The 14,053-nt window shown below is 75.4% G+C and carries 15 protein-coding genes; 10 read left to right on the top strand and 5 right to left on the bottom strand.

All coding sequences use genetic code 11. The features are described 5' to 3' along the window. Positions 1 to 91: 91 nt before the first annotated feature. Positions 92 to 973 carry an ABC transporter ATP-binding protein gene (locus NWP10_RS02990; RefSeq protein WP_017489711.1) on the bottom strand — a complete coding sequence of 294 codons (882 nt, stop codon included), beginning with the start codon at positions 971 to 973 and terminating at the stop codon, positions 92 to 94. 268 nt (positions 974 to 1,241) lie between these two features. Between NWP10_RS02990 and NWP10_RS02985 the strand changes: the two genes are divergently transcribed. The 4 genes from NWP10_RS02985 (at position 1,242) to NWP10_RS02970 (ending at position 5,002) form a co-directional block, all read left to right on the top strand. After that, the gene (locus NWP10_RS02985; RefSeq protein WP_258299848.1) at positions 1,242 to 2,237 is read left to right on the top strand and encodes a diacylglycerol kinase family protein; all 996 of its coding nucleotides are present in this window, start codon (positions 1,242 to 1,244) and stop codon (positions 2,235 to 2,237) included. Positions 2,238 to 2,466: 229 nt separating this feature from the next. After that, the gene (locus NWP10_RS02980; RefSeq protein ID WP_017489709.1) at positions 2,467 to 3,276 is read left to right on the top strand and encodes a DUF1648 domain-containing protein; all 810 of its coding nucleotides are present in this window, start codon (positions 2,467 to 2,469) and stop codon (positions 3,274 to 3,276) included. Beyond that, on the top strand, positions 3,273 to 3,803 hold the full coding sequence (locus NWP10_RS02975) for a metallophosphoesterase (protein ID WP_017489708.1): 531 nt from the start codon (positions 3,273 to 3,275) through the stop codon (positions 3,801 to 3,803). The genes NWP10_RS02980 and NWP10_RS02975 overlap by 4 nt, the downstream gene beginning before the upstream one ends. 242 nt (positions 3,804 to 4,045) lie before the next feature. Beyond that, a complete protein-coding gene (locus NWP10_RS02970; RefSeq protein ID WP_017488442.1) occupies positions 4,046 to 5,002 on the top strand; it encodes a hypothetical protein in 957 nt (318 codons plus the stop codon). 63 nt (positions 5,003 to 5,065) lie between these two features. Here NWP10_RS02970 and NWP10_RS02965 read toward each other — a convergent pair whose 3' ends face one another. After that, positions 5,066 to 6,343, bottom strand: a complete 1,278-nt coding sequence (locus NWP10_RS02965; protein WP_258299847.1) for a M20 family metallopeptidase — start codon at positions 6,341 to 6,343, stop codon at positions 5,066 to 5,068. A 174-nt stretch (positions 6,344 to 6,517) separates the two neighbouring features. Here NWP10_RS02965 and NWP10_RS02960 point away from each other — a divergent pair, with 174 nt between their 5' ends. The 5 genes from NWP10_RS02960 to hutG all read left to right on the top strand — a co-directional run bounded on the left by NWP10_RS02960 (position 6,518) and on the right by hutG (position 10,281). Beyond that, positions 6,518 to 6,820, top strand: coding sequence for a hypothetical protein (locus NWP10_RS02960; RefSeq protein ID WP_017488441.1), 303 nt, complete (start codon positions 6,518 to 6,520; stop codon positions 6,818 to 6,820). Next, positions 6,817 to 7,086 (top strand): hypothetical protein, encoded by a 270-nt coding sequence (locus tag NWP10_RS02955; RefSeq protein WP_017488440.1) that lies wholly within the window; start codon positions 6,817 to 6,819, stop codon positions 7,084 to 7,086. The genes NWP10_RS02960 and NWP10_RS02955 overlap by 4 nt, the downstream gene beginning before the upstream one ends. Positions 7,087 to 7,255: 169 nt before the next feature. Beyond that, a complete protein-coding gene (locus tag NWP10_RS02950) occupies positions 7,256 to 8,626 on the top strand; it encodes an O-acetylhomoserine aminocarboxypropyltransferase/cysteine synthase family protein (RefSeq protein WP_017488439.1) in 1,371 nt (456 codons plus the stop codon). 3 nt (positions 8,627 to 8,629) lie between these two features. After that, entirely contained in the window at positions 8,630 to 9,145 is a 516-nt protein-coding gene (locus tag NWP10_RS02945) for a CoA-binding protein (RefSeq protein ID WP_017488438.1), read from the top strand. A 74-nt stretch (positions 9,146 to 9,219) separates the two neighbouring features. Next, entirely contained in the window at positions 9,220 to 10,281 is a 1,062-nt protein-coding gene (gene hutG, locus NWP10_RS02940) for a formimidoylglutamase (RefSeq protein WP_017488437.1), read from the top strand. A 41-nt stretch (positions 10,282 to 10,322) separates the two neighbouring features. Here the strand turns inward: hutG and NWP10_RS02935 are convergent, their stop codons facing one another. Next, complete coding sequence (locus NWP10_RS02935) at positions 10,323 to 10,793, bottom strand: FCD domain-containing protein (protein WP_258299845.1); 471 nt, start codon at positions 10,791 to 10,793, stop codon at positions 10,323 to 10,325. Positions 10,794 to 10,841: 48 nt separating this feature from the next. On the opposite strand from NWP10_RS02935, the gene NWP10_RS02930 reads away from it, so the two are divergent. Continuing rightward, positions 10,842 to 11,069 carry a hypothetical protein gene (locus tag NWP10_RS02930; protein WP_017488435.1) on the top strand — a complete coding sequence of 76 codons (228 nt, stop codon included), beginning with the start codon at positions 10,842 to 10,844 and terminating at the stop codon, positions 11,067 to 11,069. Between the two features lie 123 nt (positions 11,070 to 11,192). On the opposite strand, the gene hutH is transcribed toward NWP10_RS02930, so the two are convergent. Then, on the bottom strand, positions 11,193 to 12,806 hold the full coding sequence (gene hutH, locus NWP10_RS02925; protein ID WP_258299844.1) for a histidine ammonia-lyase: 1,614 nt from the start codon (positions 12,804 to 12,806) through the stop codon (positions 11,193 to 11,195). 29 nt (positions 12,807 to 12,835) lie between these two features. Next, a complete protein-coding gene (gene hutI / locus NWP10_RS02920) occupies positions 12,836 to 14,041 on the bottom strand; it encodes an imidazolonepropionase (RefSeq protein WP_258299843.1) in 1,206 nt (401 codons plus the stop codon). Between the last annotated feature and the right edge of the window lie 12 nt (positions 14,042 to 14,053).

Here is a 14,053-nt window from a genome sequence, read left to right as displayed (position 1 = left end):
AGCTCATCGAGCGCGCCGAGGCCGAGGCCGCCGGCCAGGAGCGCCCGCCGGCCCAGGGTCCGGGCTCCGGGACGGGCGACGACGGGCCGCCTCACCGGGCGGCCCCGGCGGCGGAGTGCAGGTCCACGCCGAGGCCGGCGAAGAGCTCCGTGCGCAGGTGGGCCAGGGCGTCGTCGCCGCGCTCGCGGGGGCGCTCGCCGGGCACGGTGAGCACGCGCTGCACGGTGGCGCCGGGGCGGCCGTCCTCGTCCGGGCCGAGCAGCAGGATGCGGTCCGCGAGCTGCAGGGCCTCGTCCACGTCATGGGTGACCAGCAGGACGGTGGTGGGGACCTTCGCGTGGACGTCCAGGAGCAGGTCCTGCATCTTCATGCGGGTCAGGGCGTCGAGCGCGCCGAACGGCTCGTCCAGCAGCAGCACCTCGGGCCGGCGGGCGAACGCTCGGGCCAGCGAGGTGCGCTGGGCCATGCCGCCGGAGACCTCGCGGGGGCGGCGCTCAGCGGCGTGGGTCAGGCCCACGAGCTCCATGAGCCGCTCCACGCGGGCCTCGCCCTCGGCGCGGGACGTGCCGCGGGGCAGGCCCAGGGCGATGTTGCGGCGGATGGTGCGCCACGGCAGCAGCCGCGGCTCCTGGAAGCCGACGGCGACGCGCGGGTCGTACGCGGTCACGGGGCTCTCGCCGAGCAGCACCCGGCCGGAGTGCGCGGTGTCCAGTCCGCCCACGGAGCGCAGCAGCGTGGACTTGCCGGAGCCGGAGGCGCCCAGGATGGCCAGGACCTCGCCGGGGGCGATCGTCAGGCTGACGTCGCGCAGCACGGTGTGCGCCCCGTGCGGGGTGTCGAAGGCGCGCCCCACGTTCTCGAGCCGGACGGAGAGCCGGCTGGTGGCCGGGGCGCCGTCGTCGGCGGCGGTGTCGACCGCGGTGGCGGGCGAGGCCGCGAGCGGCGGAGCCGAGGGGGGAGCCGGGTGGGCCATGGCGGATCACGCTGCCTCTCGCAGGACGGGCCGCGGCGGAGGGCCGTGGCGGGGGACGAGGCAAAGCTAGAGAGCTGCGGAGGCGGCGGCCGAATCGCGGCGTCCCACGGTGTCACACAGGGGCGGCCGGACGCCCGAGCCGCCCCCGCCGAGGGAGATTCGGGTGACTTGTCGGGGGTGTGAAGGCCCCGCACCCCCGACAAGTCGCCCGAATCTCCGGGAAGAGGGGTGCGCGCCGAGACCCTCGGCCCCGGCCTAGCCTGGGCGCATGACCCCCGGCTCCCCCGACGACGACGGCGCCCCGGCCGTCCGCCGCCGCGTCCTCGTGCTGCTCAACCCCCACGCCGGGCGGCGTCGCAGCCTCACCCGCGCCCAGGCGCGGCTGCGCACCCACCCGGGGCTCGCCCTCGACCTCGCGGTCCCCGACCCCGCCGACCACGCCGCCCAGCTCGCCGCCGCCCGCACGGCGCTCGCGGACGGCGTGGACGCGGTGGTGGTGCGCGGCGGGGACGGGATGGTCGCGGCCGGGGTCGGGCTCGTCTGCGACCACGCGGAGGCCACGGGTCGCCGGGTGCCCCTGGGGATCGTCCCGGCGGGCACCGGCAACGACCTCGCCCGGGCCGCCGGCCTGCACCGCCGCGATCCGGGCGCCGCCCTCGAGGCCGTGCTGCGGGCCCTCGAGGACCCCGCCGCGCCCGTCCGCCGCATCGACGCGCTGCGGCTGACGGTGACCCAGGCCGGCGCCGTCGTGGAGCGCCAGTGGGCCGCGAACTCGGTGAACATCGGCTTCGACGCGCGGGTGAACGCGCGCGCCAACGCCCTCGGCGCGGTGCCCGGGCCGCTGCGCTACCTCGCCGCGCTCGGCCTCGAGGCGCGGGCCTTCGCGGCGGTGGAGATGGGCCTCGGGCTCGACGACGGCCCCGTGCGCCGCGAGCGCGTCGCCCTCGTCTCGGTCCAGAACGGCCCGACGATCGGCGGCGGCATCCCTCTGGCCCCCGGCGCCCGCCTCGACGACGGACGGGCGGAGGCGACCGTCGTCGGGCCCCTGCCGACCGCCGGCCTGGCCCTGCTCTTCCCCCTGGTCTACGTGCGCGCCCACCGGCTGCTGCGGCCGCTGCGCACCGAGCGGGCCCGGCGGGTGCGCGTGGCCGTGCCGGACGGGGTGCCCGTGTACGCGGACGGGGACGAGGTGCTGCCCGCCTCGCACGGCGGAGCCGCGGTGGAGGTCGAGACGGTGCCGGGCGCCGTCGCGCTGCTGGGCTGACGGCGCGGACGTCGGCGTCGCCGTCCTCAAGCCACCCCCGGACCCGCACCCACCCCCGCGCCGGGCCCACCCCTACGCGTTTCGGGTGAGTTGTCGGAGGTGTGAGCCGCCTTGACCTCCGAGAACTCGCCCGAATCGCCGGCGCGGGGGTGACGTGGGTGCGCGGCCCGACGGCGGCACGGGGCCCGACCGCGGCCGGAGCGTCCGTCCCTGTGGATACGCTGGGCTGATGGCCCGCTACGTCCCCGCGCCCGAGCCCGAGCCCGTCCCCGCCGCCGAGGAGGCCGCGCTGCGACAGGGCCGCGCCCGGCCGTGGTGGCCGTACCTGCTGACCGCTGCGGTGAGCGTCGCGCTGCTGGTGTGGACCGTCGTCGCGTACCCGGGGCTGCCGGAGCAGGTGCCGGTGCACTGGGGGATCGACGGCCGTCCCGACCGCTGGGAGGACACCACCTTCGGGACGGTCGCGTTCGCGCCGATCTTCGGGCTCGGGATGACGGCGTTCCTCGCCCTGATCGCCGCGATGATCCCGGCCATGACCGGCGTGCACGGGGCCACCAGCGCCTGGCGGCGGGTCCGCCAGGAGGGGGTGAACCGCGGGGTCCGCGAGGGGATGGGCTGGATCGCCCTGCTCAGCCTGCTCATGACCGCCCCGACGACGGCCGAGGTCCTCTCCGCCGGCGCCTGGCGGATGCCCTGGTGGCTGATGCCGCTGCTCCTGACGGCGCTGATGGTCGGCGTGTTCGGGGCGCTGCGCGCGACCCTGGGCCGGTGGACCCGCTGGGCGGACGGCGTCGCCGCGGACCTGGGCCACCGGCCCACCCCGGAGGAGCTCGCCGAGGACAAGACGTGGACCCCGCTGGGCATGAAGGACGACCCCGAGGACCCCACCGTGTTCCCCGCCAAGCGCCCGGGCTACGGCGTGGGGACCACGATCAACATCGGCACGCGGGTCGGCCGCCTCCTCGTCTACGGCTTCGTGGCCGTGTTCATGGTGGCGCTGCCCCTGGCCACGTGGATCGGGGCGTACCTGGCGCGATGACCACCGAGACCCGCCTGCTCCTCCTTGCCGACACCCACATCCCGCCCCGGGCCCGCGCCATGCCCGCCCAGGTGTGGGACGAGGTGGCGCGCGCCGACGTCGTGCTCCACGCCGGCGACTGGGTGGAGGAGTCCGTCCTGGATGAGCTCGAGGCGCGCTCGCGGCGGCTCGTAGGCGTGTGGGGCAACAACGACGACGGCGCCCTGCGCGCCCGCCTGCCCGAGGTGGCGCGCGTGGAGATCAGCGGGGTGAGGATCGCCATGGTCCACGAGACCGGCGCCGCCCGCGGCCGCGAGCGCCGGATGGCCGAGGCCTTCCCGGACGCGGACGTGCTGGTGTTCGGGCACAGCCACATCCCGTGGGACACGGTCGCCGGGCCGGAGACCGCCAACCCGGGGCTGCGCCTGCTCAACCCGGGATCCCCCACGGACCGGCGGCGCCAGCCGGTGTGCACGCTGATGCGGGCCGTGGTGCGGGACGGCGGGCTGGCCGACGTCGAGCTGGTGCCGGTGGACCGCACGCCCTGAGCCGTCTCCCCACCCACTCTCGGCCCCCACCCCCACCCCCACCCCCGCGATTCGGGCGACTTGCCGGAGGTGCTGCGGCCACGGACCCCCGAGAAGTCACCCGAAAACCGGCCGGGGCAGGAACCCCGTTCAGCCCCGCGCGCGCGTCACGTCTCCTGCACAGGCGACCGCCGGCCGACCGGGGTCCACGGATCGGACCGCCCCCGCCCGCGGCCGCCGCGCATCCGGTCAGGCTCGGCCGCATGACCGCACGCGCACCCCTGCCCCTAGCCCTGGCCCACGCGGCGTTCGGCGTCGACGAGCTCCTCGACGCCGGCCTCCCCTGGGACCGCACCCGCGCCGCCGACCTGCAGCGCATCTGGCGCGGCGTCTACACGGCCGCCGATCCGGCCGCGCTCACCTGGGACCGCGCCGCCGCACTCTGCCGTGTCACCGGAGGGGTCATCAGCCACACGACGGCGGCCGCGTGGCACGGCATCCCGCTGCCACGCCGCCTCGAGGCATCTGAGGAGCTGCACCTGACGGTCGACCGCGGGCGTCGGCAGCACCGGTCCGCGCTGCCCGGCGTTGTGACGCATCGGCTCCGGCTGCCGCCCCGGGAAGTCCGGCAGGTCGGCGGCGGGCTGCGGGTCACGTCGCCCGAGCGCACCTGGCTGAATCTCGCGGTCCTGCTGCGGCCGTGGGAGCTGGACTGGCTCGTCGTCGCCGGGGACCACCTGGTCCATCACCCGTGGCACCCGGACGGCCGGCGTCCTCCGGCCACCACCCCCGCGCTCCTGGACGCGGCCCTGGGCCGGCACGCCGGCCGCCACGGCATCCGCCGGGCGCGCGAGGCCCTGGCGGACGTGCGCGTCGGGGCGGACTCGGCGCCCGAGACGCGGCTGCGCCTGGCCCTGATCCGCGCCGGACTCCCCGAGCCGGAGCTGCAGATCGCCGTCGACCCCTCCGATCCGCGCTCGCCCGAGGCGGACCTGGGCTATCGCGACGCGCGGATCGCGCTGCAGTACGACGGCGCCGCCCACCGGACGCCCGAGCAGCAGGCGCGGGATGCCCGCCGGGAGGCGTACTGCCTGGAGCTGGACTGGCTGCCGCTGCGCTGCACTCAGGAGGACCTGCGGGAGGGGTTCATCCGCGTGATCGGGCTCGTCCGGCGTCGGCTCGGCCCCCGTGGCGCGTTCGGGGCGACTTCTCGGAGGTGAGGGGCCCTTTCACTTCCGAGAAGTCACCCGAAACGCGCCCTGACGGGAGCCCCCCTCCCCCGCTCAGCCCTCCGGCACGGGCGGGGTGCGCAGGGCCAGCTCGGCCAGCACCTCCACGGCCCGGGGCAGGACGGCGTCGTCGAACACGGCCCGCGGGGAGTGGTTGCCCTCGGCGGTCTCGGGATCCACGCCGGGCGGCACCGCCCCCAGGAGCAGGTACGCGCCGGGGACGCGGGCCAGGACCTCGGAGAAGTCCTCGCTGCCCGGCTCCGGCTCGGGCAGCTCCTGCCACGCCTCGGCCCCGTACAGGTCCTCGACGACGCCGCGCGCGAAGTCCACCTTCTCGCCGTCGTTCACGGTCACGGGGAACGCGCAGTCGGCCCGCACCTCGGCGGACATCCCGTGCGCGGCGGCGATCCCGTCCACCATGCGCCGCACCGCCGGCACCAGCCGCTCCCGCGCGTCGGCGGAGAACGTCCGCAGGGTGATGGCGAGCGTGGCCGTGTCGGGGATGATGTTCGCCGCCGAGCCCGCGCTCAGGTGCCCGACCGTCGCCACCACGGGGTCGAACGCGTCGAACTGCCGCGCCACGAGGGACTGCAGCGCGAGCACCATCTCGGCCGCCACCGGCACGGGGTCCTGGGCGAGGTGCGGCACGGAGCCGTGCCCGCCGCGGCCGCGCACCGTGACGATCAGGTCGTCGCACCCGGCCTGAATCGCCCCGGCCCGCGAGACCACCGCCCCGTGCGGGTACTTGCCCGCGTACACGTGGATCGCGTAGGCCGCATCCGGGTGAGGCCCGGCGGCCTCGAGCAGCCCCTCGTCGATCATCCGGGCGGCGCCGCCGTCGGTCTCCTCGCCGGGCTGGAACATGCCGATCACGTCCGCGGTCAGCTCGTCCCGCCGCTCCACGAGCCACGCGAGCGCGCCGTAGAGCCCGGCGGTGTGCAGGTCGTGGCCGCACGCGTGCATGGTCCCCGGCGTCGGCGGCGCCCAGTCCAGCCCGGTCAGCTCGGTGACGGGCAGCCCGTCCATGTCCCCGCGCAGCAGCACCACGGGCCGCCGGGTGCCCGCCGGCAGCGGCTTGGCGCCGCGCAGCACGACGACGACGGAGCTCAGCTCCCGGCCCGTGCTCACCTCGAGCGCGGGCCCGCCGGTGCGCGCGTCCTGGCCGGCGCGCTCCTGGAGGGGCGCGAGCCGATCGAGGACGGCGGCCTGGGTGCGCGGCAGGTGCAGGTCCAGCTCGGGGTGGGCGTGCAGCTCGCGGCGCAGGGCGATCACGTCCCGGGCGAGCTCGGCGGGCACGCGGGGGGCGAGGGCGTCGGCGGTCTCGTGGGTCACGGGAGTCCTCCAGGTCGTCGGTGCGGTCGGGCGGGGCCGTCCCCCGGCTCCCCGTTTCGGGTGACTTCTCGGAGGTGGAAGCCCGATCCACCTCCGACAACTCACCCGAATCGCAGCGCACACGACGCACGGGGCGCGCGGTGCGCGGCGGAGCTCGCGATCACCTTCACGCCCGTGAAGCTGGCCAAGGTCACCAAGAGCATCGTCTCGGTCGCCCAGCGGTCTGCGACCGTCCGGCGAGCCGTGGACCGGCTCGGCGGCGCCTACAATGCTGCCGTGAAGACGGTCCAGTACCAAGCCAATGAGCTGAAGCGGAAGGCCAACGGCGCGTCCTGGGCCAAGGCCATCCCCTCGTTCCGGATGACCGCCCAGCAGAAGCAGGACGCCGCCCGCATCTCCGGGTTCCTCGGGGGCAACGTCTGGACGCTGCTCGGCTTCGGCTCGTGCGCCGAGATCGTGATGGAGCTCCGCCGATGAACGCGCTCCTTCTCGCCCTCCTGGCCGTCGTCGCGGTCAGCGCCTTCGTCCTCGCCTGGACGTTCACCTCCGCCCGCCCCCGCGGCGAGCAGTCCGTGCCCGTGAGCTCCGGCATCGCCGCCGTGGTCACGTTCGTGGCCGCCGTCGTCTACAGCATCCAGTCCGCCGACGGCGGCTGGGGCGTGCGCCTCGCGGGCGTCGGCGTGCTCGTCGTCGCCCTGGTCCTCGGGGCCTGGGCGGGCCGGCGCGGCCCCGCACAGGCCTGACCCTCACGCACCCACGCCCCGCCCCCGGACCTCCGGGGCCGGGGCGTTCGTGCCTCCGGGGTGCGGCCGGCCTCGCGTGACGCTCCGCGACGTGCCCACCCTGCCCCCGGCGCACCTCGCCCGGGACAATGGGTCGGACTGTCCCGAAGTCTCCACCGAAAGGACCCCCGTGGCTGACCACGAGTTCGGCTTCCGCACCCAGGCGCTACACGCCGGCGCCGTCCCGGACGCCGTCCACGGCTCCCGCGCCGTGCCGATCCACCAGACCAGCTCGTTCGTGTTCGAGTCCGCCGAGGACGCCGCGAACCTCTTCGCGCTGCAGAAGTACGGCAACATCTACTCGCGGATCGGCAACCCCACGGTCGCCGCGTTCGAGGAGCGGGTCGCCACGCTCGAGGGCGGGATCGGGGCCGTCGCGACGGCGTCCGGCATGGCCGCCGAGTTCGTCACCTTCGCAGCCCTCGCCGGGGCCGGCGACCACATCGTGGCGTCTTCGAAGCTCTACGGCGGCACGATCACCCAGCTGGACGTCTCCCTGCGCCGGTTCGGCGTCGAGACCACGTTCGTGGACTCCGCCGAGGCCGCGGACTTCGAGGCCGCCCTCCAGCCCAACACCAAGGCGGTCTACACGGAGATCGTCGCCAACCCCTCCGGTGACGTCGTGGACCTGCCGGGCCTGGCCGACGTCGCCCACCGGCACGGCGTGCCGCTCGTCGTGGATGCGACCCTCACCCCGCCCTACCTGATCCGGCCGATTGAGCACGGCGCGGACATCGTCATCCATTCGGCCACGAAGTTCCTCGGCGGGCAGGGCACCACACTCGGTGGCGTCGTGGTGGAGTCCGGCCGCTTCCCGTGGGACAACGGCAAGTTCCCGTCCATGACCGAGCCCGTGCCCTCGTACGGCGGCGTCTCCTGGTGGGGCAACTTCGGCGAGTACGGCTTCCTCACCAAGCTCCGCTCGGAGCAGCTGCGCGACTTCGGCCCGTCGCTGGCCCCGCAGTCGGCGTTCCAGCTGCTGCTCGGCGTCGAGACGCTGGCCCCGCGCATGGACGCCCACCTCGCCAACGCCCGCGCCGTCGCCACCTGGCTGGACGAGGACCCGCGCGTCTCCTGGGTCCGCTACGCCGGCCTGCCCGACCACCCGCACCACGCCCGCGCGCAGCAGCTGCTGCCCCGGGGCGTCGGCTCGGTGTTCAGCTTCGGCGTGGCCCCGGCGGCCACGGACACCGACGACGGCGCCTCCGGTCCGGAGGCCGGGCGCGCGACGGCGTCGCGCTTCATCTCCGCGCTGCAGCTGGCCTCCCACCTGGCCAACATCGGCGACGCGAAGACGCTGGTGCTGCACCCCGCCACGACGACCCATCAGCAGCTCACCGCCGAGCAGCTCGTGGCTGCGGGCATCCCGGCGGACCTGATCCGCATCTCGGTGGGCATCGAGGACCTCGAGGACATCCTCTGGGACCTGGACCAGGCCCTGACCGAGGCCACCGGCCGCACCCGCGACGGCGCCGTCGTCCCCGCAGAGCAGGAGGCCTGAGCCATGAGCGCCACCCATCCCGAGCGCACCTGGACCGGTCCCAGCGCCCCCGAGCGCCTGGCGATCCTGCGGCGCACCCGCTCGATCGCGATCGTGGGCGCCTCGGACAAGCCGGCCCGTGCGTCCTACTTCGTGGCCACGTACCTGCTGAGCTCGACCACGTACGACGTCTACTTCGTGAATCCCGTGCTCGCCGCGGCAGGCCAGGAGATCCTCGGCCACCGCGTGTACGCCTCGCTGGACGACCTGCCCGTCACCCCGGACCTCGTGGAGGTGTTCCGCAAGTCCTCCGACGCCCCCGAGGTGGTGGCGGACGCCGCCCGCGTGGGCGCCCGGACCGTGTGGCTGCAGCTGGGCATCTGGAACGAGGACGCCGCGCGTCAGGCCGAGGCCGCGGGCCTGGAGATCGTGATGGACCGCTGTGTGAAGATCGAGCACGCCCGCTTCCACGGCGGGCTCAACCTCGCCGGCTTCGTCACCGGCGTGATCAGCTCGCGGCGCCAGGAACTGGACCGCTAGGCGGGCGACGCCCCGTGTCGAGCGTCGTCCGGTCTTCGTTGCGCACTCGTCCGTCGATGGCGTGGGATGGGCCCATGACCTCCGAGCTCCCCTCCCCCTCCCTCTCCTCCGCCTGGGCCGGCCGCACCGACGGCGACGCCCCCGAACACCTGCGCTGGCACCAGGTCGTCCGCCCCGCCGACGGCCGCGGTGAGCCCACGACGACGACGCGCGGCCCCGGAGCCGGGGGTGCGTCGTCGGGAGCCGCGTCACCGGCGCAGCGCTCCACGGCGCTGATCGGCTTCGCCTCGGACGAGGGCGTGCGCCGCAACCACGGCCGCGTGGGCGCCGAGGACGGCCCGGAGGCGCTGCGCGGTGCGCTCGCCTCCCTCGCGTACCTCGAGGGCACGGGCGCGCTCGTGGACGCTGGCGACGTGTCCGTGGACCGCGGCGACGACGACGCCCCGGGCGAGCTCGAGGCCGGCCAGGCCGAGCTGGGCACGGTGGTCAGCGGGCTGCTGAACGCCCACGACCTGGCCGTGGTGCTCGGCGGCGGGCACGAGACCGCCTACGCCTCGATCACGGGCCTGACCGGGTCCACGCGCGTGGGTGCGGGCACACGCGTGGGCATCCTCAACCTGGACGCGCACTTCGACCTGCGTGAGGCGCCGCGGCCCAGCTCCGGCACCCCGTTCCTGCAGGCGCTGCGCGACGCGGAGGGGGCGGAGCATCAGCTCTCCTACGCGGTGGTGGGCATCAGCGAGGCCAACAACACCCGTGTCCTGTTCGACACGGCCCGCGAGCACGGGGTCACGTGGCTCACGGACGAGCAGTCGCAGACCGCGGACGTCACGAACGTCCGCCGGTTCGTGCGCGGCTTCATCACCGCCGTGGACGTGCTCTACCTGACGATCGACCTGGATGTGCTGCCGGCCGCCGTCGCCCCGGGGGTGAGCGCACCGGCCGGCTTCGGCGTGCCGTACGAGGTGATCCACGCGTGCACGCTGGAGGCCACCCAGTCCGGGAAGCTGGCCCTGGCCGACGTCGTGGAGCTCAACCCCGCCCTGGACGTGGACGGCCGCACGGCGAAGGCCGCGGCCCGGCTGATCCACACCATCGTCAGCCGTCACCGGACGGACGCGTCGCTGCTGGCCTGAAGCGGGCCGGGGGTCCATTCAGGCGCGGGGGGCCGCGCGCCTCAGCGTCCCGCCGCCCACGGGGCCGGGGGCTCGGCGCTGCCGTGGGCCGCGCGTCGGGCGGCGTAGTCCAGCGCTGAGCGCGCCAGGAAGTCGTGCAGGGCCAGCACCCCGGCCCGGGCTCCTGCCGAGTCCCTCCGGGTCACCGCCTCCAGCGCCGGGACGTAGAACGCCCGGCCGCGTTCGACCTCGTCGGGCAGGCCCTGCGTGGTGGCGAGCCAGAACCGCCGGGAGAGCCCCTGGAGCGGGACCAGGGAATCGGCGAGATAGCGGTTGTTCGCGATCGTGCGCAGGAGTTCGTGCGAGCGCCCGACGGCCGCGACGTACGCCGCCAGGTCCTCCACCGTGCGCAGGTGCCGGACGTGGGCCGCGACGGCGGCCAGCTGCTCCTCGTCCGCCCGCGAGCAGGCCAGTCCCACGGCCAGCGCCTCGAGCGACCGCCGCACCTCCAGCCTCTCCAGCTGGTCGTCCACGGAGATCGCGGGGACCTGCAGGCCACGTCCGCCCCCGACCAGGAGCCAGTGGTCTCGGATGAGGCGCTGCCCACGGCGGTGCGCGCCAAGGGCGTGGCCACCATGCTCTCGCTGGCCACCGCGATCTTCGGCGGCACAGCGCCGTACCTGATCACGTGGCTGACGGCGCAGGGCTGGACCAGCGCGTTCCCGATCTACCTCATGGTGATCGGCGGCCTCACCGGGTTGACCGGCCTGGTCATGAAGGAGACGAAAGACGTGGACCTGGCGGCCTGAGCCGGGACCGACCGGCCTGAGCCGGGAGGGCCGCCCACACACGGAGTGGTCACGACACGCCGTCTCGTGCAGGCGCACGCGGCATGTCGTGACCACTCTATGGCGTCTGAGCACTCGGCGGCGTCAGTGCCCCTCGGCCTCGGCGCCCTCAGATTCCTCGGCCAGGTCCTGCGGCTCGGCGTCGGCGGACACGCCCGCGAGCGTCTCCGCCACGGCGGCCAGCACGGACCCGTCGCGCAGGGCCTGCTCGGCGGCGGCCAGCTGCGGGGCCATGTACTGGTCCGGGCCGGGGCCGGGGACACCGGCCTCACGGATCACGCGGACGGCGGCGCCGGTCGCGGCGGAGGGCTGCAGCGGGGCGCGCAGCTCGATCGCGCGGGCGGCGGCCACGAGCTCGACGGCGAGCACGCGGCGGAAGTTCTCCACGGCCGAGCGCAGCTTGCGGGCGGCGTGCCAGCCCATGGAGACGTGGTCCTCCTGCATCGCGGAGGACGGGATGGAGTCCACGGACGCGGGCACGGCCAGGCGCTTCATGTCCGAGACGAGCCCGGCCTGCGTGTACTGGGCGATCATCATGCCGGAGTCCACGCCCGGGTCGTCCACGAGGAACGCGGGCAGCCCGTGCGAGCGGGCCGGGTCCAGCATGCGGTCGGTGCGGCGCTCGGACATGCTGGCGACGTCGGCCACCGGGATGGCCAGGAAGTCCAGCACGTACGCCACGGGCGCCCCGTGGAAGTTGCCGTTCGAGCTCACCCGGCCGTCGTCGAGCACCACCGGGTTGTCCACGGTGGCGGCGAGCTCGCGCTCGGCCACGGTGCGCACGTACGCGAGGGTGTCGCGCAGGCCGCCGGCCACCTGCGGGGCGCAGCGCAGCGAGTAGGCGTCCTGCACGCGGGAGTCGCCCTCCTTGTGGCTGGCCACGATCGGCGAGCCCGCCAGGATCTTCAGCATCCGGTCGGCGGAGGTCGCCTGGCCCGGGTGGGGGCGCAGCGGCAGGTGCAGCTCCGGCACGAACACGCGGTCGGTGCCGAGCAGTGCCTCCACGGACATGGCGGCGGTGAGGTCCACGGTGTCGGCGAGGTCGTCGAGGTCCGCTAGGGCCATGATCAGCATGCCGAGCATGCCCTCGGTGCCGTTGACGAGGGCCAGGCCCTCCTTCTCCCGCAGCTCGACCGGCTCGATCCCGGCCTCGGCGAGCGCCTCGCCGGCCGGACGCAGCGCGCCGTCCTCCCCGACGACGTCGCCCTCGCCCATCAGCGCCAGGGCCACGTGGGAGAGCGGGGCGAGGTCGCCGGAGCAGCCCAGGGAGCCGAACTCGCGCACGGCGGGGGTGATGCCCGCGTTGAGCATGGCCACGAAGGTCTCGACCACCACGGGGCGCACGCCCGTGCGGCCGGAGGCCAGCGTGGTGGCGCGCAGGAACATCAGCGCGCGGACGACCTCGCGCTCCACCACGGGGCCCATGCCGGCGGCGTGGGAGCGGATCAGCGACTTCTGCAGCTGCGCGCGGGATTCGAGCGGGATGTGCTTGTCCGCGAGCGCGCCGAAGCCGGTGGACACGCCGTAGGTGGGCGTCTCGGCCTCGGCCAGCGCCTCGACGTGGCGGCGCACCGCGCCGACGGTCTCGAGCACGTCGTCGGCGAGCACCACGCGGGCGTCGTGGCGGGCCACGGCGACGACGTCGTCCAGGGTGGCCCCGGACGTGCCGAGCGTGACGGTGACGGGAGGGGTGGTCATGGTGATGCGTTCTCCTTGCTGTCGGTCGATCAGACGGCCCGGCGGCCGGCACGCCAGACCGCGTGGGTCAGCGGCATGCCGGGGCGGTAGGCCAGGTGGATGGCGGCGGGGGCGTCGAGCACGTGCAGGTCGGCGCGCTTGCCGACCTCGAGGCTGCCGACCCGGTCCTGCGTCCGCAGGCCGAGGGCCCCACCGAGGGTGGCGGCGCGCACGGCCTCGGCGAGGGTCAGGTGCATCTGCAGCACCGCGGTGCCCACGTTGAAGTTCATGGACGTGGTGTAGCTGGTGCCCGGGTTGCAGTTCGAGGCCAGGGAGACCTCGATGCCGGCGTCGAGCAGGCGACGCGCGGGCGCCAGCGGGGCGCGGGTGGACAGGTCGCACGCGGGCAGGCAGCCGGCCACGGTGCCGGGCGTGCCGGTGGCCGAGGCGCGGTCCCAGCCGGTCCAGGTGCCGGCCAGGGCCTCGACGTCCGCGTCGGAGAGGTGGTTGACGTGGTCCACGGAGGCGGCGCCGAACTCCACGGCCACGCCCACGCCCGGGCCCTGCTCGATCTGGTTGCCGTGCAGGCGCACGCCCAGTCCCGCCGCCACGCCCGCCGCGAGCACGCGGCGGGTCTGCTCGGCGTCGAAGGCGCCGGTGTCGCAGAACACGTCCACCCAGCCCGCGTGCTCGCGCACGGCCTCGAGCATCGGTCCGACGACGTCGTCGAGGTAGTCCTCCGCGTCCCGGCCTGGGGGCACGAGGTGGGCGCCGAGGAAGGTCACCTCGTCCACGAGGCCCTCCTCGCGCAGCCCGGCCAGCAGGCGCGCGTGGCGCGCCTCCTCCTCCACGGTGAGCCCGTAGCCGGTCTTGGTCTCGAGGTAGGTGGTGCCGCCGGCCACCGCGTCGGCCACCCGGCCGCGGACCAGCTCGGCCAGGCGGTCGTCCGAGGCGGCACGGGTGGCGGCGGTGGTCACGCCGATGCCGCCGGCCGCGTAGGACTCGCCCGCCATGCGGGCCTCGAACTCGGCGGAGCGGTCCCCGTCGAACACGAGGTGCGTGTGGGAGTCCACCCAGCCGGGCAGCACGGCGCGCCCCTCGACGGACACCCGGTCGTCCGCGTCCGGGGCGTCCGCGGCGGGGCCGATCCAGGCGATGCGCTCGTCCTCGACGACGACGGCCGCGTCCGTGAGCACCCGCCCTTCGGGGTCGACGGTGGTCAGCTCGGCGATGTCGGTGATGAGCGTGGAGCGCATGGGGGCCTCTCT

The sequence above is a fragment of the Micrococcus sp. HG099 genome, from assembly GCF_024723355.1.
GTDB lineage: Bacteria > Actinomycetota > Actinomycetes > Actinomycetales > Micrococcaceae > Micrococcus > Micrococcus endophyticus.
Note: the sequence above shows the minus strand (reverse complement) of the source record. Positions and strands in the feature narration are given on the sequence as shown.